Source organism: Planctobacterium marinum, from assembly GCF_036322805.1.
Classification (GTDB): Bacteria; Pseudomonadota; Gammaproteobacteria; order Enterobacterales; family Alteromonadaceae; genus Planctobacterium; species Planctobacterium marinum_A.
This window is the reverse complement of record NZ_AP027272.1, coordinates 3,075,550-3,094,972: the sequence shown is the minus strand read 5'-3', so window position 1 is coordinate 3,094,972 and position 19,423 is coordinate 3,075,550. Positions and strand designations below refer to the sequence as shown.

At 46.3% G+C, this 19,423-nt stretch carries 14 protein-coding genes and 1 pseudogene; 9 read left to right on the top strand and 6 right to left on the bottom strand.

The annotated features are described in order from the left end of the window. Positions 1-3: 3 nt before the first annotated feature. The 8 genes and pseudogenes from AABA75_RS13770 to AABA75_RS13725 all read left to right on the top strand — a co-directional run bounded on the left by AABA75_RS13770 (position 4) and on the right by AABA75_RS13725 (position 8,489). A complete protein-coding gene (locus tag AABA75_RS13770) occupies positions 4-591 on the top strand; it encodes a YqaA family protein (RefSeq protein WP_338293185.1) in 588 nt (195 codons plus the stop codon). A 59-nt stretch (positions 592-650) separates the two neighbouring features. Further along, on the top strand, positions 651-1,070 hold the full coding sequence (locus tag AABA75_RS13765) for a hypothetical protein (protein ID WP_338293184.1): 420 nt from the start codon (positions 651-653) through the stop codon (positions 1,068-1,070). Beyond that, entirely contained in the window at positions 1,063-1,578 is a 516-nt protein-coding gene (locus AABA75_RS13760) for a MerR family transcriptional regulator (RefSeq protein ID WP_338293183.1), read from the top strand. The genes AABA75_RS13765 and AABA75_RS13760 overlap by 8 nt, the downstream gene beginning before the upstream one ends. A gap of 152 nt (positions 1,579-1,730) precedes the next feature. Beyond that, positions 1,731-2,054, top strand: coding sequence for a metalloregulator ArsR/SmtB family transcription factor (locus tag AABA75_RS13755; RefSeq protein ID WP_338293182.1), 324 nt, complete (start codon positions 1,731-1,733; stop codon positions 2,052-2,054). A gap of 11 nt (positions 2,055-2,065) precedes the next feature. Continuing rightward, the gene (locus AABA75_RS13750) at positions 2,066-2,536 is read left to right on the top strand and encodes an arsenate reductase ArsC (RefSeq protein WP_338293181.1); all 471 of its coding nucleotides are present in this window, start codon (positions 2,066-2,068) and stop codon (positions 2,534-2,536) included. Between the two features lie 47 nt (positions 2,537-2,583). Beyond that, a complete protein-coding gene (gene arsH / locus AABA75_RS13745; protein WP_338294858.1) occupies positions 2,584-3,276 on the top strand; it encodes an arsenical resistance protein ArsH in 693 nt (230 codons plus the stop codon). A gap of 318 nt (positions 3,277-3,594) precedes the next feature. After that, positions 3,595-4,913 (top strand): annotated as a pseudogene (locus AABA75_RS21415) (ISNCY family transposase). 42 nt (positions 4,914-4,955) lie between these two features. Then, positions 4,956-8,489 (top strand): glycosyl hydrolase, encoded by a 3,534-nt coding sequence (locus AABA75_RS13725; RefSeq protein ID WP_338293177.1) that lies wholly within the window; start codon positions 4,956-4,958, stop codon positions 8,487-8,489. 629 nt (positions 8,490-9,118) lie between these two features. Here AABA75_RS13725 and AABA75_RS13720 read toward each other — a convergent pair. From AABA75_RS13720 to AABA75_RS13705, 4 genes are all read right to left on the bottom strand, one after another. Continuing rightward, entirely contained in the window at positions 9,119-9,367 is a 249-nt protein-coding gene (locus tag AABA75_RS13720) for a hypothetical protein (protein WP_338293176.1), read from the bottom strand. A gap of 180 nt (positions 9,368-9,547) precedes the next feature. Continuing rightward, positions 9,548-9,973: an organic hydroperoxide resistance protein gene (locus tag AABA75_RS13715; protein ID WP_338293175.1), complete on the bottom strand. Its 426-nt coding sequence runs from the start codon at positions 9,971-9,973 to the stop codon at positions 9,548-9,550. Positions 9,974-10,101: 128 nt separating this feature from the next. Continuing rightward, positions 10,102-10,539 carry a MarR family winged helix-turn-helix transcriptional regulator gene (locus AABA75_RS13710; RefSeq protein ID WP_338293174.1) on the bottom strand — a complete coding sequence of 146 codons (438 nt, stop codon included), beginning with the start codon at positions 10,537-10,539 and terminating at the stop codon, positions 10,102-10,104. 73 nt (positions 10,540-10,612) lie between these two features. Further along, positions 10,613-11,485, bottom strand: coding sequence for a LysR family transcriptional regulator (locus AABA75_RS13705; protein ID WP_338293173.1), 873 nt, complete (start codon positions 11,483-11,485; stop codon positions 10,613-10,615). Positions 11,486-11,622: 137 nt separating this feature from the next. Here AABA75_RS13705 and AABA75_RS13700 point away from each other — a divergent pair, with 137 nt between their 5' ends. Next, positions 11,623-12,420 (top strand): hypothetical protein, encoded by a 798-nt coding sequence (locus AABA75_RS13700; protein WP_338293172.1) that lies wholly within the window; start codon positions 11,623-11,625, stop codon positions 12,418-12,420. A gap of 271 nt (positions 12,421-12,691) precedes the next feature. Here the strand turns inward: AABA75_RS13700 and AABA75_RS13695 are convergent, their stop codons facing one another. Both AABA75_RS13695 and AABA75_RS13690 read right to left on the bottom strand, forming a co-directional pair. Beyond that, positions 12,692-13,942: a DUF1501 domain-containing protein gene (locus AABA75_RS13695; protein ID WP_338293171.1), complete on the bottom strand. Its 1,251-nt coding sequence runs from the start codon at positions 13,940-13,942 to the stop codon at positions 12,692-12,694. A gap of 18 nt (positions 13,943-13,960) precedes the next feature. Further along, positions 13,961-19,150 carry a DUF1800 family protein gene (locus AABA75_RS13690; RefSeq protein WP_338293170.1) on the bottom strand — a complete coding sequence of 1,730 codons (5,190 nt, stop codon included), beginning with the start codon at positions 19,148-19,150 and terminating at the stop codon, positions 13,961-13,963. Positions 19,151-19,423: the final 273 nt, after the last annotated feature.

Sequence of the window (19,423 nt, the reverse complement as noted above, 5' to 3'; positions counted from 1 at the left end):
TTGATGAAAAAAGTTAAACAATCACTTGCTGCCAAGCTGCTCGAGCTAGCTCATTCAAAAGTAGTTTTTCCGGTTTTGACATTACTGTCATTTCTGGAATCCATCATTATTCCAATCCCTCTGGAAGCCATTTTAATCCCACTGATGCACCACAATCGCGATAAAATCTGGTGGTTGGCAGGCTGTGCCTTGTTGGGCTGTTTGTTGGGAGCGGTAACAGGGTACTTTGTGGGCGCACTGTTTTATGAGCAATGGGCCACACAGTTATACGGCCTGTTTGGTTCGCAGGAGACTTTTGAGCAAGTGATTGGTGAAATCGAATCACAGGGTTTTATCTATATTCTTGCCGTTGGGGTAACCCCAATCCCGTTTCAGGTGGCAATGCTAGGTGCGGGTATTGCCCAATATCCATTTCTGTTGTTTTTACTGGCTGCCATTATCGCCAGAGGCGCGCGTTATTTCGGTTTGGCGCTGCTGGTTTATTATATCGGGCCCGCTGCAGGGCGCGTAATAAAACGCTATAAATATCAGGTGGCAGGTTTGTTTACTCTAGCGTTATTGGGTTTTATTTATTATCAGTTTGCCGCTTGACCTGATCATCGCTGTACAGTTGATACTGCTCGTCGTTAACTGATGAGGAGATGATGCTGATGCTAAACCTAAGCCCACAAGAGACGTTATTTATCACCCAGCTAGAGGACTGCACGCTACCTGCTGAACAGTTTGACCATGTTGGGCACTTGAAGTTGGCCTTTCTACAGTTGCAGCGCTTTGAGCAAGAGGTTGCAATGCAACGCATTCTGGATGGTATTAAACGGTATGCCACGTCCTTGGGGGCCGCGCAAAAGTATCATAAAACTCTGAGCTGGTTTATGGTGAAGGAAATCGCCTGGCGTATGACTGAGCAGGCCTGCATTAACTGGTCAGATTTTCTGGCAGCCAATAGCGATTTGCTGGAAAACAGTCAAAAGCTGGTGCATCGCCATTATTCAGAGTCATTATTGGCCACTGATTGGGCGCGAGTGAACATTGCTGAACCCGATAAATCAAAGCCGGAGTGGTATGTATAGCATAGGAAAACTGGCCAAACAGTTTGGATTATCCCGAGGCACGCTGCTGCACTACGACAAACTCGGATTGTTGTCTCCGTCGGGGCGCTCTGCCGCGGGGTATCGCCTGTATAGCGAGGGTGACCGGGCCAGATTAAAACAAATATGTGATTACCGTGATGCCGGGATAGGCCTCGATAAGATTAAAACGCTTTTGCTGTCCCATGGTGATAGCGCAACTTTGTTGCAGTCCCATTTTCACTTTCTGGCTGAGCAGATAACCCAGTTAAAACAACAGCAGCAAAGAGTGCTTAATTTGCTGCAAGCGCCGCAAATGATGGCACCTGACTACATCATGTCTAAACAGCAGTGGGTAGCTATCTTACGTGAGTCAGGGATGACTGATGATGATATGTGGTTGTGGCATCAGGCATTTGAACGGGCTCAGCCAGAAGGGCATACCCGCTTTTTACGAAGCTTAGGTATTGAAGAAGACGAGATTAAGCACATTAAATCTCGCTCAAGTTAAATCGTTTCTGCTGCTTAAACCGCAAGGCTGTTCTGCGGGTGTTTTTACGCCAGCTAGTAAAAACAAAAAATGATGATTGACCTTTGTGTAAATATATATGAATATTCATATATGTGAAATTTCGAATGTGTTTTAAAGTTTATCTTTCGAGTATGAACCCACTTTCTTTTTATAAATGCCTTGCTGACGACACCCGGTTAAAGTCTCTGTTGCTTATTCAGGAAACCGGGGAGGCTTGTGTCTGCGATCTGATGCGAGCCTTGCAGCTGGAGCAGCCGAAAATTTCACGTCATCTTGCTGGCTTGAGAAAGTGTCAGATTGTGCAAGATGAACGTCGCGGCAAGTGGGTGTTCTATAAGGTACACCCACAACTGCCCCAGTGGGCAAAGCAGGTTTTGGCCTTGTCTGCCCAAGATAACCTTAGCTTTTATGAGGACGCCCTGGCTCGTCTGCAAGCTCAATCCGGCTCTTGTTAATTGGAAAATTGATGAAAATACTCTATATCTGCACTCACAATCGTTGCCGCAGCATTCTCTCTGAGGCAATCACCAACCATCATGCTCAGGGCATAATTGAAGCCCGTAGCGCGGGTAGTCAACCCGCTGGCGAAGTACACCCTCTATCGTTGCAATACTTGCAGGAAACTGGCTATGCCGTGGATGGCTTGCAAAGCCAATCCTGGGATGAATTCGAAGACTTTGCACCGGATTTGGTGGTTACTGTTTGTGATTCGGCAGCCGGGGAAACCTGTCCTTTGTGGTTTGGTAAATCCACTAAAGTGCACTGGGGGCTAGCGGATCCGTCCAAGTTGCAAGGCTCCGATGAACAAAAGAAACAGGCGTTTTTGGACTGTATTGAACAAATCAAAACGCGAGTTCAGGCTTTAGTGGAAATCGCAAGGTCACAGCCTGATCAGAAAACTCTCATTGAGCAACTGGCAAATTTAGGGGCGCAATAGGTTTGAACAACAAGACAATTGAAATCAAAGACACGAGTTTGCCAAACATGGACATGTCTCAGCTAGATATTCCCACGTTTGAAAAGTGCCAACCTGTGGAGCTTGCCCATCCACCGCGCTTTTTGTTGCTGCATGGTTCGTTGCGGGAACGTTCTTTCAGTCGCCTGGTGATTGCCGAATGCGCACGCATCCTGGCCCATTTTGGGGCGCAGGTGAAAATCTTTGATCCACAAGGATTACCGCAAACAGATACGGAAGATGCCGATCATCCCAAGGTGCAAGAACTGCGGGAATTGATGACCTGGTCAGAAGGGCAGGTGTGGTGCTCGCCGGAACGCCATGGCTCCATGACTTCAATTTTCAAAAGCCAGATAGATTGGGTACCGCTATCTCTGGGTGCTGTGCGCCCGACTCAGGGTAAAACCCTGGCAGTAATGCAAGTATGCGGTGGTTCGCAGTCTTTCAACGTGGTGAAGCAGCTGCGCCAGTTGGGTCGTTGGATGCGCATGGTGACTATTCCCAATCAGTCTTCAGTGGCAAAAGCATTTCTGGAATTTGATGACAACGACCGCATGAAGCCGTCGGGCTATTACAATCGCATTGTGGATGTCATGGAGGAGTTGATGAAGTTCACTCTATTACTGCGAGGCAACAAAGACTATTTCGTAGACCGATATTCTGAGCGAGTGGAGTCGGCTGAAAAGTTGATGCAGCGCGTTAATCAGCGTTCTGAACAATAAATTTTGTATTTACCACTAAACTCAATTTTTTGCAGTTGATAGTGAATTAAAGTTGTTTTTTTCCTGAAAGTGCCAACACTATAACTCTTGATGTCGTTTTGCCGGGGCGCCGGCTGCGCCGCAAGGAATGCTCCGCAGCCCTTGACACGCAAAGCGTAACCTTCGTATTCAGCACAACAATGACCAGCAATGACAGCACATCCGTGTGCTGGCATTGTGTAGAAGCAATGTAGTAATGTCCTGTTTGAGCCATTTAGAAATGTCCTCTTATGCTTGAAAGATGGGTGAAAAAGAGTGCTTTAACCGATGCTGATACTTATGAGCGACAAAGATATAAATCGATTCAAAGTACTACAAGATGTTCTAGAGCATCGACTCAGCCAAGTAGATGCTGCCCAGATATTGGATATCTTACCTAGGCAGGTCAGGCGTTTGTTAGCAAAGCTAAAATTGTATGGGGTGTCCAGTCTGGTTCATGGTTCTAGAGGGCAACCAAGCAACAATAAACTTCCAGAAACGTTGAGAGCAGAAGTGCCAGAGGTTGTTCGGACATACTATGCAGATTTTGCCCCGACATTTGCCTGCGAAAAACTATCTGAAGATCATAATTTGTGCGTCTCTAAAGAAACTCTTCGACAATGGATGATTGCGGACGGACTATGGGTGCCGCATGCGAAACGAAAACCACGAATTCACCAGCCAAGATAGCGAAGAGATTGTTTAGGTGAACTGATCCAGATAGATAGCTCTCATCATGATTGGTTCGAAGGTGGAAGTCCCAAGTGTTGCTTGCTCGTGTTTGTAGATGATGCGACGAGTCTTATCATGCAGTTGCGGTTTAGTGATACAGAATCCGCGTTTGATTATATGATTTAAACAAGAAATTATATCGCTGAGTACGTCAAACCAGTTACGTTTTACAGTGGCAAACATTCGATTTTTCGGGTCAATAATGAGCGTCCAAAAAACAGAGGGTTAACCCAGTTTGGTCGTGTACTTCACGATTTAGGTATTGAGCTTATCTCGGCAAATAGCTCTCAAGTCAAAGGAAGAGTAGAGAGAGCCAATAAAACTCGTCAGGACAGATTGATTAAGGAAATGCGACTGCAACGGATAAAGAATATCGAGCAAGCGAATGAGTGGCTTCCCTGTTTTATTGAAGATTACAACCATCGATTTGCAAAGCCTGCTAAATGTCCGAGAGACTTACACCGCTTTGTTCGAGAATCTAGCGAAGAACTTAGTGATATTTTTTCTTGGCATGATTCACTGCGATTATCAATCGCACTCTCCCTGCAATATGACAAGGTGGTTTATATCATTGTGAACACGGAAGAGAATGCAAGACTTGCGGGTGAGCAAATCACAGTTTTTGATTACCCGGACGGTCGAATCTCACGCAGTAGGACAATCGAATGCTCGTATTCAGTACTTTTGATAAACTTCAGGAACTGCACCACACCGAAATAGTCGATAACAAGCGTCTTGGTAAAGTTTTGCAGCTTGCTCAAACCAAACAGAATGAAATGGATATGGAAATGGAAATGGAAATGGAAATGGAAATGGAAATGGAAATGGTACAGGACGATTCAGCACATACTAAGGCCACTCCAACTGATCTGACTTGCAATTACTGATCAGAGCATGTGATATGCTCTTTTTAGATTTTGAGGCTGTCCGTGCGTCTACTTATTGTTATTTTTATCTTTTCTTTTTTATTGTCTGCTTGTGGTAGCGGCAGTTCAGATACGGCTCCGCCGACTAGCCCACCAGTTCAAGATACGACGGCACCTGTCATTACTTTAAACGGTGACTCTAGCATCAATCACGAGCAAGGCACCAGTTATAGCGACCCGGGCGCAACTGCAACCGATGACACTGATGGCAGCGTGTCGGTATCAGTATCTGGTTCAGTAGGAGAGGCTGCTGGTAGCTATACATTGACCTACAGTGCAACTGATGCGGCCGGGAATACTGCAACCGCTAGACGTACCGTTGTCGTTGCAGATACGACTTCGCCGGTGATCACCTTATTAGGCGATCCAGTTGTAGTATTGCAAGTAGGAGATAGCTATATAGAGGCTGGTGCTGAAGCATTAGATTTAGTTGACGGCGTTGTAGCGATTAACATTACTGGTGAAGTTGATATCAACAGCGCTGCTGACTACAAGCTTGTTTACTCAGCCACTGACAATGCCGGCAATCAGGCAATTGTTGAGCGCTTAGTCAAAGTTCAAGCTGCGTCGGATGCAGATGAAATATCTGTTTTCAACGTCGGAAGTACTTCTGCAATATGGGATGCTGGCATGAATGCCTTTGACGAAGCCATTGATTTTAGCGAGTGCAATAACGATGGGGGTGCTGCTTGCCCTAGTATTAATTGGCGAGTTGTTCCAGACGATGACAGAGGTGATGTACTTGAGTTAGAGCATGCGCAAAATGGCCGATTTTCAGGTTTTTTTATCAAGTCTTCGACACCAGTCGACCTTACAGAATATAGGGGTGGTGCGTTACTTTTTGACCTGAAAACAGTGGCAGGCGATGGCCGGTATACGGTCAAACTAGATTGTATATTTCCGTGCACCTCTGGTGAGCAACACATCAATTTTATTGTCGACTCAAGCTGGACTGAAATTATCGTGCCATTGCTCTCCCTGGAGCAAGCAGGTCTGGATTTGAGCAAAGTAGACACCGGAATTGTGATTTGGGCGACTGCCTATGACGGAAATCAATATCGCTTGGATAATATCAGGTTTGCTAAAGACTATTCCGGTGAGTCTTCGATTTCAAACTCTGCGCCGCCTCCAACCGATGTTGAATATAATCTTTCACATTATGGTGCAGGTAGCATTTCAGACACCATCAATCCTGCAAGTTATCGTTGTGTCTATGACTATGGAAACTGGATCTATAACGCTGGAGTGGTGGCTCCGGGAGTCGCTGATTGTGACACAACGTCAGGCACGCCCATCGGTGAGCCGACACCTCTTTTTCCTCAGGTGACCGGTCAGGCACTTGACCAACCCGTGGCCGCTCACAGATGGTGGGGGTCGGTCTCCTTCATAGGTGAAATGACACTTGGTGATCCCAATAGCGCTGGTTATATTACGCCAGATCCAATTACTGCAAGGGTTACTAATGCCGGATTTAGAATGATGGGAATTCCGGGTGGATTAAATGTGCATGGCATCGATTTTGGCTATCGCATTCCAGATCCATTCAGTGAAGTGTTTGATGGAATCGCAATTGCGAATACACAGCACAACAATATGCAGGCCTATGCTAAGGCAACCAGTGACGGTAGTGTGACTGTTGAATGGCGGGCATCAGGCGATGCGGTTATGTCAGCAACATATGTGCACGGTTCACCTTACGTGTTTGTTGATGTGTATCAAGGAGATTTATTGATCAAAACACTTCGTGCAGATAGTGGTGAAAAAGGTACTTATTATCAAGGAGGTAAAAGCCTCGGTATTTGGACTAGTGTTGCTGGTAATAGCAATTATTTCTTGATAAGCGGCGATATTGGTACTGAATTTGATAGCCCTTCAGGAAATAATATTACTGTTTCAAATACGAACAAATCATACACCATCAGTTGGATGCCAACAGCTACCACGCCAAATGAGGAGATGATTACACTCATCGAAAAATATGCACAAAATAAAGTGGCCAGTGTGCGAGTAGATTACGCGATCGATACTAATACCAATGCGGTCAACATTACGCAGCAATATTTGCAAGAAGATGGTTCACCTGTCATCACTATCGCTGGATTACAGCCTTTGCATTGGAAACACCTAACGTCAACAACCAATGATACTGGATACCAAGTTCGCAGCGCTCGAGGAATAACAAAATTTGTGGTGCAAAACAGTTTCACTTATTCCTTGCCTCATGTTGGTGTTTTACCTGCGTTGCCAACCTTCAATAATGATATTGATATTCCCAGGCTAACGGCGCTGATTGATGACTACTTAGAAATTCCGTCCAATCAATGGAATACATATGAGGATACTTACTGGTCAGGCAAAATTTATGGAAAAGTATCAGAGTTAATCGCAATAGCTGATGCACTTGAATTAACCTCACAAAAACAGCGCTTGATAGACTGGTTGAAAGCAGAACTTGAAGATTGGTTTACAGCCGAATCTAACGGTATTTTGGATAGTAATAAATATTTTGTTTACGATGATAACTGGAATACATTGCTTGGTATGCAAGAGTCTTTTGCAGCACATCAACAACTTAATGATCATCATTTCCATTATGGTTACTTTGTGAGGGCGGCGGCAGAAATATGTCGTCACGAAGCGCAATGGTGCTCAGATACGCAATACGGACTAATGGTGCAGCTTTTGATTAGAGACTATGCTGGTGGACGAGATGACCCGATGTTTCCTTATTTGCGTCATTTTGACCCCACAAACGGTTTCTCGTGGGCTTCAGGCAATGTAAATTTTGCGAGGGGCAATAATAACGAATCTACATCAGAAGCCGCTAACGCCTACGGTGCTATGATCTTATATGGACTGATTACTGGCGACCAGGAGCTAATTGACCGCGGAATCTACCTCCATGCTTCTACTGCTGCTGCATATTGGCAATATTGGAATAATATTGATGGTTATCTAAGTAGCGTTGCTGAGCAAGATAACTTTCCTACTGGCTACGATAACATTACTACTTCAATTGTTTGGGGCGATGGCGCAGTATTTTCTACTTGGTTTAGCGCCGCCTATGCCCATATCCTGGGTATTCAAGGACTGCCTACTAATGCGCTGAACCTTCATATTGGTATACACGCTGATTACCTTGCTGAATACGTTAAAGTTGGATTGAGCGAGTCTGGTAATGGTAAACCATCTGGTCTAATTGAAGACCAGTGGCGCGATATCTGGTGGAATATCTGGGCAATGACTGATGCTAGCGCAAGTATCGATGATTATGAAAGTGTTGCCACTTATGAGCCTGAAACTGGAGAGTCAAAAGCGCATACGTTTCATTGGCTACACACTTTTAACATGCTTGGCAAAATGGCGATGGGCACAGGAGAGCTGACGGCAGACTATCCAGCAGCAGTTGCTTTTAAGAGTAACAACGGAATCACATATGTAATTTATAATTTTGGCTCTTCTCAGCTGACAGTCAACTATAGTGATGGAGCTAAAATTGTGGCGGATGCAAAAAGTTTTACTGTCATTAAACAGTGATTTTGTGTAAAAGATGGAAAAAAGTGGGGAATCCCCGCTTTTAATCAATTTAAAATACTATTCATAACCTTACTAAGTTAATGTCTGGTTATCTGCTATTACCGCTTTGTAACCTTTTAAATTTGGCAATTGACGACTGACAACAAACATCAAAAATCAGTTAGTCAGTGTAAAATCTCCGTATGATCCGCTTTACGGTATTTGTTGTCATACAATGATCGTAATTGGCTAGACATCAACGGAGCTTGAAATCGTCCGCTTAAATATAACTATTGGTTCCCAATGACCGCGATGTATAAGTCAAAAATAAAAAAAGCCCCAACAATCTTTGGGGCTTAAAGCACACTTGGGAACACACAAGAAAACAAAACTCTTATTAAGAAAGACCATAGATCAAACATAAAGTTCATCTATTGCTTCAAGTTTCAAAGGAGAACATTTTAATGTGGGTTTGACACATTGATTGAGGTATCCTCCCTGATACTTCTCATTGTTGTGTCATTTGAATACTTAGCTTACTGCGTGTAAAGGGAGCCCCGAACAGGACTTCGAATTTGATATTGTGCAGAGTTTAAGGCTTTTCTTATGGGCCACTTCAGAGCTTGTTTTCTCAAAAGAATTATTTGCTGTTATTGGCCGCTGGTTTTAAATAGCGTTTTTGCAGAAAACAGCGGCCCTAACAGTGGTTGCAACAGGGCTTTGAGTATCGCTGTTAGCATTAGTGCAAACAGGCCTGGTTGCGCTATTTTGAAGGCGCATTCGCCAATGAGCTTAACAAACAATTTCCAAAGCGGACTGCCAAATTGGCCAACCTTTTTGGTCTGCTTAGCGATAGCAAGATAGTATTTTTTTGCCTGCCTCTTAGTGATTATTTTCATCAGCCCGTCCCCTCACAGAGTTAAGAAAACGCTGTAATAAGGTTATCGCAGTTCTTAAGGATTAATTAAGAAAGTGGCTGCAGATTCGGGCGAGATACTTTGGGGCAGACACCTTGAAACCGAACTGATTTTTCAAAGCAACGAATAAGTCCGGCTCAAAATTTCTGACCCCAAAATCAGTTAGCTTGCCAATGCTAGCTGCACATCTACATTACCGCGTGTGGCATTGGAGTAGGGGCAAACCTGATGGGCTTTGGCGATGAGATCTTCGGCAACGGCTTTATCCAGCCCAGGCAAAGACACAGACAAGGCTGCAGAAATAGCAAACCCTGGTCCTTTGTCGTTCTGACCAATACCAATTGTGGCTTTTACGGATAAATCGTCCGGTAAGGTCAGCTTTGCCTGAGCGGCGACAAACTTCATGGCACCGATAAAACAGGCTGAATATCCGGCAGCAAATAACTGCTCTGGGTTAGTGCCTTCACCGCCCGCACCACCCAGCTCTTTGGGAGTACTTAACTTTACAGATAAACGACTATCTTCTGAAGCAGATTGGCCGTCGCGACCGCCAGTTGAGGTAGCAGAGGTTGTATATACTGGATTCATGATAACTCCTTATAAACTATTCAAGTAATAATTATCGCGATAACTAAATGGGTGTTAAAAAAGTCCAACTAAGGACTTTTTGCGATTAAATTAACATTAAGTTATCGCGATAACTATTTTTGCGCAAGTTATATTTTTGAGATTCTTGTCTTTAGTTCCAGCAGGGTTGTTTTTAATGTTTCCATTTCTTGTAATGAAATACCGCAACTCTCCGCCAGACAACGATTTACTTCTAGTCCTTGGGTTCGCAAAACTTTGCCCGATTCAGTAAGGGCAATGCTGAGTGCTCTATCGTCTTCTTTTCCGCGAATACGTTTAACCAGCCCTTGGCTTTCCATGCGTTTAATTACCGGCGTGAGCGAGCCTGATTTTTGTCCCAGGCGATCTGCAATAGATTTCAGAGTGACACCATCTTGTTCCCATAAAATCAGCATAATGGTGTACTGGGTGTAGGTGAGACCCAGTGGCTCCAACAATGGCTTGTAAGCTTGGGTCATAGCCAGTGAGGTGGAATACAGGGCAAAACAAAGCTGGTTGTCCAGCGCTAAGGGATCTCGTTGTGTCATGATGTCTACTTTTTTTAACTCAGACGTAGCTTAATACAGTAATGATTATTGCGATAGTCTAATTGTTATTACATCAATGGCTGAGATTCACCGCCAGACGGGTGCGAATAAATTCGGCTAGTTTGTCTGTGGCTTCTTTATTGCGCTGATGACGCACGCTAAGTTGAATGGCAATTTTGCCCAACGGGGGCAGGGCGGTATTTTCGATAATGACCAAATTATCTGGCACGGTACTTTTGGCTAAAGCAGTTATTCCCAGGCCTTGCTGTATCGCGGCACTAATGCCGGTAATATCGGAAATAGTGTAGCGAATATGGTGGTGTAAACCGGCACTATTCAGACTGCGTAACAATTGCTCTCGATAGCGACAGCCCTCTGGTGCCACCACTAAATCTACTGAGCTTTGGTTAATAGCTTGTTTTTCCGAGCCCACCCAAACTAACTCATCCGTCAGGGTAAACCCCTCCGCTTCAGCGTGAATTTCGGCATCGTTTTGTGCGGCGATGGTGAGCAGTAAATCAAAGGGTTTGCTACGGTGTTTTTCCAGCAATGAGGCACTCAATGACGAGGTGACTTCCAGGGTGACATCTGGATACATATTGTTAAAAGAGCCAATAATGGAAGGTAAGAGTTGTGTGGCAAACTCGCTGGGGATCCCCAAACGTAGGTTCCCCGAAACCGGTTTCTCTGCGAAGAACTGAAAGATGTGATCATTTTGCTTTAACAGGGGAATGGCCAGTTCATAAAGCTTTTGCCCGGCGTGGTTAACTACCTGGCGCTGTCCTTGCTTTTGAAATAGGCGCGTGCCTAATTGCTCTTCCAGTTTTTTGATTTGCAAACTAACCGCAGGCTGCGAGCGTCCCAGTACTTCACCGGCTCTGGAAAATCCATCCAGCTCTACCACGGTAACGAAGGTACGCAAATTTTCTAATGACAGCTGCTTCATGGGCGTTCGACAATAACTAGAACTACGGTGTTTACTAAATTGTTAGCAATTGTACCTGAGGCTTTTGTTATTAACAGGGAACTTTTACAATTCCCTTCACACTAAAAAATTCACCTATCCACTTTAAAAGGGAACTTATGAAAAAGTCAGCGATTGTTCTGGGACTATCACTACTTGCACTCAGCATGCAAAGCTATGCCAATTCGCTGGAAAAGCTGCAAGCTCGTCTGGCGCAATTGGAGGGTAATTCGCCTATCACTGCGCAATTTGGTAATCAAATAGAGAATATCCGTGGCGAGGGCAAGGAGCAGCGTATTCGCACAGGGGAAGCCAGTTTAACCTTGTCAGATGACGGTTCTGGATTGCAAGTGCATTATTCGCAGAGTTTGTTAACCAAGGTAGAGCAAGAACAACAAGCAAAAGCGGATGACGAAGATGTGAACACGCCAACTATGATGGCGCTGGAAAATTTGGATGCTATTGATTTCCAAAATATGATCTCGGCAGGGCCCAGGTTGCAGCGCTTTTTGGCCCGTAGCACCTATGTTGGTGTTCAAGAATCAGAAGAACCAGTGGCAGGAGAAACGGTGTTGCAGTTTGATTTGCCGCTCGAGGTCATCATTGATGATAAGAAAACCCGCGAATACGTGAATAAATTTGAGGGGCAGTTTTTTATCACTGTCGCTGAAGATGGCACTCCACTGCGTTCTAATATTTCCTTCCATGGCAAAGGCAGAGCCTGGGTATTAATGAGCATCAGTGCCTGGCTTGAACGAGAAACGCAATATCAATTGTCGGGGGATCGCTTGCTGCAAGTTAGTCGCAATGGTAAAGGCGGTTTTAGTACCTCATTCTTCCCAGATACCAGCTGGAGTAGCTCTGAGTCGCTAACCTTAGGTAACAATGCGATGGACATGCAATTAAGCGCAAACTAGTTTTGTGGGATGCCAAGGCGCTTCAAGGTCTCTGACTCCTTAATAACGCCAAAAAAATCAGCACATGAAAAAACGTCCGGCATGAGCCGGACGCCAAAAAGTACGCAGTTAGTTAGAGCGTGTCGACCTTTGCTGCAAAATTGAACCGCAACGGTCAACACGCTCTCGTGTGTTGCAACTCTTTATCGAGTCGTTATTAACGTATTATCGCGTGCTTTTTTATTCGTTTAAATAATAAACGATTAAGCACATCGAAATATTCCAATCCTATTTAGAACAATCCCACTGGCGAATAGCTATGGCCGGGTAAGACCGTGGCCAGATCATTGTTAAGCATGTGGTTTACCAGAATATCACCATAGATATCATGACAATCCAGGGTGTGCTCCAGGTACCGGCCGCGATTCAGTTGATCATCTTCAAGGCCCGGCCAGTCACCGTATATCCCACCACTAATACCACCGCCCATGGCAAACCAGCAGGAAGCATGGCCGTGGTCGGTGCCATGGCTGCCATTCTCGTGTGATGTTCTGCCAAACTCGGTGGCAGTAAGTATCACTACATCGCTCATCATACTGCCCATATCTTGATAAAATGCGGTGATGGCTTCACTAAAACGTCCCAGGTTGGGGGGTAATAGCATGGCCTGATCCGCATGCGTGTCCCAACCGCCAACACTTACTGTGGCAATTTCTAATCCCACTCCGGCCTTTAACAATTGCGCCACTTGCTGTAAGTCTCTTGCCAGGCCACTGTTGGGATAAGTAACACCATTGTCTGGGATATATTCCTGATTGCGAATATCGCCAATGATGTTGAGATCCGATACCAAAGAGCTGCCAAAACGCTGCAATAACTGGTGATTTGTCATGGCACTGGCAGGTTGTTGGTAAATCTGATCAATGCGCTGCAACAACATGGCTTGTTCGTCATCAGCCACGCCTATGCTGAAATCGGCAAGGCTACCAATGGTTTTAGCATCGGCAGAGCCCACCAAAGATTGCGCAATACCGCCACGCCCCATGCTTACCGCTCGAAACGAAGAGGGTAAGAATTGCGATTGCATGTGACGGTTAAGCCAACCATCATCACTGGCTTGTTGCCCGTTTCGCACTCCAGGGCGGGCACTTTCAATGTAATGCTGGCTATCAAAATGTGAGCGAGAGGCATCGTTGTAGTGGGTGGTAGGCATAATAGCCAGATTACCTTCTTGCCAGATTTGATGTAACCCCGTCATATTATTATCCAGACCGAATACACCATTCAGGTCCAATGCGGCGTTAGCCAAGCCCGAATCCGGTGCAGGAATGGCGATGGTGGGGCGAATGTTGTAGTAATTGGGCTCAGAGTAGGGCACCACCACATTCAGGCCATCGCAACCTCCGCGCTGAAATATCACCACCACAGATTTTCCCTCCGCTGCCATAGCCTTGCGGAACGACAGCGAAATGGGGTTATCGGTTAACATGCCGGCAGAAGCAGTGGCAGTCAGTAACCCTTTTACAAATTGACGACGTTTCATATTCACGACTCCTGCGTTTTATTGATACTGGAATGCCGGATAACTCAGCATGGTGCCCAGCAGGCGTTGTAATTTCTCGGGGGCGTCGGGCGAGTTGATATTAAAAGACTCTCCCTGAGCGATATTTTCGTTGAGTAGAGCTATCGCTACATCCCGTTCCAGATCGGTAAGCCTGCCGTTAAGGGTGAGGTCGGCGAGTAAGCCCACAATGGCATCAGCCGAGCTATAGCCCATGGAAATCAACAATTGTTGCAAATCAACACTGGCACCTTCGCGCCCTTCAAGGGCAAATCGATTGGCAAAGCGAATGCGCTGCAACAGGGCATCCGAGCTTAACCAGTCTGCCCCAGTTTCGGCCAGACCAGTAGGCACCGGATATTCAAAAAGGCTATAACCCATTCTGGATAAGGTGCGGGCCATTTCGTAATAGTCCGGTGTGGCGTTAACGCTGCGCACTGCAGCCAATAAAACTTCCAATGGCGTTTTGATTTTGCTGCCCTGGTGTTCCAGCGCCACGAATTCATCTGAGCCGAATAACACCGTTAAAACACTAGCAATATTGCCACCGGACAACAGGAATTCGCCTTCACACTGCCCCTGCAAACTGGTAACCGGGGTATCCGATACAAATAAGGTGATCAGTTTGCGGCAGATATTGCGCGCCGTATTGGGATGGCTGGCCAGAATATCTAGTGCGCTTTCACCTTCTTGTAGTCCTGAACCAGGTATAGCAACACCTAACAAGGTTTTGTCGCTGAAATCGTGGGCGGTTTCGTTAAAGAAGAAGGCGCCATCTTGTTCATGCCAGCCAGTAAATATCTTGGCTAACTCGGCTACATCTTCTGCTGTATAGCCACCATCAACGCCCAGGGTGTGAAGCTCCATGATTTCCCGAGCGTAGTTTTCATTGGCTCGGCCCACAAAGTTTTGCGCGTTATTGAGGTAATAAATCATGGCCGGGCTTTTAGCGCTAACCGCCAGAATATCCCGGAAGTTGCCTAAGGCATGTTGTCGGAAGCCTTGGTTTTCAGCCACTTCAAAGGCGAGGTTGCGATGCACACCATAATGGGTGTTGAAGTGGTTCTCCCAAAACCAGGTCATCACTTCGTTAAGCTGACGATGTGAGTAAAGCATGTGGTGCATTTGCAATGCTTTGAGATCGTCGATGCTTTCCAGTGTCCAGGACTGTGCCGCTGTTTGCACTTCGCTGTCGTCAATTTCAGCCGGATTTAACTGTTCTGCCAGGAAGGTGGCGGCATCCGGTTGATTAACATACAAATCTGGCGTCATTCCAAAGGTAATACGACTGATGAGCTGCTGTTGTTGAGGTACTATGGTTTGCACAGCTAAAACCAGCGTGATATCGGTGCTTTTATCCGAGCTGTCGATAGCACTGAGATTCAGGCTGATGGTTTCTCCGCCTGATACTTTGCCGTTGGTAACAATCAGCGCCCATTGCCCGTCTTCTGCCACGCTAACTAACTGGTCTTCAATGGTTGTGCCCAGTAGTGGGTCGGTGAGACTGGCGCGCACTTGCACGGTGCCGGTGTCATCACTGGCGTTACCTAAAATGGTAAATCCGGTTTCATTGACACTGTCGTTGTCTTCGTGAGAGACAATAGTGATAACCGGGGCTTCCATGTCAGATACCACATTGAAATTGCGCTCGGTAGATATGCTGTTAAGGGCGGCGTCATAAGCGGTAACTAAAACCGTGATCTGTTCATCAAAACTGATTGCAGAGTCGGGTACCGGAAACTGCCACTGGCTGTTCTCCTGCAGAGTGGCATCACCTGTGGTGGTGCCTTTTACCGGGTCGATTATGCTCACCTCTACTCGCGCAATGCTGTTATCGTCGCTGGCAGTACCGGCCAATAAAAAGCCATTACCGTTTACATTGTCTCGGGTAGGACTGGTGATAAATACTTCGGGGTCGGCCAGGTCCAGCTCACCGTATTCACCTTGTTTTACGATAAACTGCACTGCACCTTCGTTGTAGAGAATGGGGCCATAATAGGTTTTATCTTCACCAAAGGGGTTGCGGGCCTTTAATACATAGCGGGTACCGTCGCGCAAGCGGTCAAGGTCGAATACTACATTGCCTTCGGCGTCAGTATCGCCGCGTCGTCCCCAGCGAGTTTTGTTGTCTTCATCCAGCCAGTTGGCGTCAATTCTTACATTGCCAATGGCGGCATTGGTGTCGCGGTCGATCAGTTGTACAGGCACAGTGGCCACCCGAAAGTTTACATCCTGAAGACTACTGATTGTTTCGCTGTAGGAATCGCCGGTAGCGAGATAATGGGCTTTGAACTGATATACCGCGCCACTATCAAAGCCTTCCAGATCGAACTGGGCGATGCCTTCGGCGTTGGTATTGGCGCGCTGGTAATGTTTAAAACTACCGTCATCTTGCTGCTTGCGCGCATCTATTCGAAAATCCGGTACCGCAGTGTTATTGGCCACATCAAACAAGTTGACGTTTACCGGCATATTACCCAGTACAAACTCCATGCTGTCTACATCGCCGAACGGTTCGCTGTAGCGTTTAACGCCGTTAATCTCGCTGTAAGCGCGCAACAGGTACTGCTGACCGATATCTAAATCCGGCAATTTAAAATAGGCCATACCGTTTTCATCGGTATCCTGGCGGCTATACCATTTTTGCTCTGCGCCCGTTATCTTATAAACGTCAATGCGTTTACCGGGTAGAGGCGGTTGACTGGCCTGGCTGCCATCCAGTAAAGCAACAGGAATACCATCAGCGTCGTAATAGATGTCGAAATTGACATCGCCAGCTTCACTGATCACATCGCTGTATATATGCTCACCATCGAAAGGACGAAACTTAATTTGGTACTGGCGGTTCTCATAAAATCCCTGCACATCGACACTGGCAAAACCGTTTTCATCGGTGGTGAGGGTGGCGAAGTGTTTTGAATCTTCCTCGGTGACATCCCGCACACTAATGCGCATGTCTGATATGGGGGAATTAGTGCGGGTATTGTTCAGGGTAATGTTGAGCATCTGCGGCAGTTTGCCAAACACATGCTCAGAGCCGCCTAAGCCGGGTAACAGGGATTCGTAGTTTTTACGTTCGATGTTAACAACGGCCTGGTATTGCTCGTCTTGTTGCAATTCTGGTAGTGCAAGTAAAACCTGACCATTTTCATTCGTGTTTGCATGACTGATTTTTTCACGTTGTTCTCCTGCTAGTCTGTATATGTTGACGCGGGTATCGCTAAGAATGGGGTTACCTTCCACCCGGCCGTTAAGAATTGTAAGCACGGTATTACCCAGCGGAAATTGATGTTCGCCAGTGCTGGTAATGGGCATTCCGGCGCGGAAACCATCGCTGCTGATGGCTTTTAACAGGGCAGGGTGCTCGCTATTGAGTTCGCTCAGGTGAAATACCACCTGGCCGTTTTCATCGGTATTTTCGCGTTTTTCGGTGTACCAGCTACCGTCCTCGCGCTGTCGTCTGACATCTATACGGGTATTGGCAAGTGGTGCATTGCTCACCGGATTTACCACAGTAACGCTGGTGGGCTGATAACCCACCACAAATTCGTGGCTTTGATTGCCGGTAAGTGGTTCGCTGTAAAAGCCACGATTGGTTTGGCTGTGGTTGGCTTTGAGCACATACTGCTGGCCTTTTTCCAGATCCGGTAAGGTAAAGGCCACGTTGCCAGAAGCGTCGGTGTCTTTGCGGGTATACCAGTGTTTTTCATCGCCTTGCAGACGATAAACATCCACCCGAGTATCGGTGATAGCTGTAGCTTGTGGTTGAGTACCGTCTAAGACATTAACCTGAAAGCCTTCAGGCTCAAGATGCAGATTAAAGGTAAGCTCTGCAGGACTGGTAATAATATCGCTGTAGATACGCTCACCATCGTAGGGTTTAAAACGCACCTGGTATTGACGATTATCGTAAAAGCCCTGGATATCTACGGCGATTTGGCCATTGGCATCGGTTTCCAGAGTTTTAAAGTGACGGGATTGTTCTTCAGTCACATCGCGTATTTCCATACGCATTCCCACAATGGGTTGTGAGGTGGCAGTGTTGTTCAGGTTCACCTGCAACATTTGTGGTAGCTTGCCAAATACAGCGCTGCTGTCGCCGGTCTGGTTGATGTTGGCGGTGTAGTTTTTATCGTCAATACGCACTTTGGCGACATAAGTTTGGCCGTCGTTAAGCCCCGTTAAATCCAGCAATACCTGACCATTGACATCACTGGTATTTCGAAACAGGTACTCAAGTCCCGAATCGCTTTGTTGATAGAGAGTAACTTTTGTGCCATGTAAAATTGGCTGGCCTTCTTCGCGTCCGTTTAGGAGTTGTACTCTGGCGTTGCCAAAAGCAAAGGTTAAATTGCCGGTATCCGATACCACGCGTTGAGCGAAAAAACCCTCAGCGTTATAGGTTTTCAATTGGTATTGCACACCGTTGCCCAATCCCGGCAAATCAAATACGGTTTGGCCGTTGGCATCGGTTTCTCTGCGTCCCGCCCAGGAGGTACTGCCATCAGCTTCTATGCGGCGGGCGTCAATGCGCTGTGCCGCAACGGGGACACCGCTAATACCGTGATTTAGTTGTACGTTAAGTGGTAAGTTGCCCACCACAAATTCCAGCTCGCCAGTGGCACTGGTAATTTCAGTGCGTTTTTCTTCATTGGTCAGGGTAGAGCGAGCGGCAACTACATATTGCAAACTCTCGTCCGTTGGATTAAAGCGCACTATGCCGTTTTCATCGGATGTGGCAGAAGCAAGCCAGCGCAGACCGCCGTTTTCTTTTGGCGTTTTCAAAGTCACCGAATGGTTAGCCAAGGGAGGGTGGGAAGCATCCGCACCATTTTTCAGTATTACGATTTTCTTGCCTGCGATAAAGGTGAACTCACTCGCTTGAGTCACTATCTCGCTGAAGAGTTTGGTACCGTTAAAAGCGCGGGTGCGGAATTGATATGGCGTACCGGACTCTATGCCTTCCAATTCCAGCTGTATTTGGCCGTTGGCATCGGTGTTGCCCCGGCTGACGTACTCACGGCTGCCATCGGCTAAAACGCGATAAGCAGTAATATCACTATCGGGTGCGTTCTGCCCGTTGGCATTATCCAGCAGAGTCAGAGTAAGTGTGCCGGCTTGAACTTGCCCGAGCAACGCCAGGAGCGTAAACCCGACAATCCAGAATCTTTTGATATACCAATACCGCATACTGTTGCCTCCTGAATAAGTATCAAAGGCATGAACCCTTGATGAATGTTCAGATAATAGTCGCTGAATGAATTGCTAACAGAAAAAGCAGGCATGCCAGTTGATACCCTGTGAGTCATGGCTATACCTTAGTAAAAAGGAGTTGACTAACTGGTAAGGGGTATAAAAACTCCAAATGTCAGTTGGCTTATGTATTTAAAAATATTATGTGTTTATAAGTAATTGCAATTTGTTGCAGGGCCGTTAAGCGCCTATAATTTGCGCCAACTAAAA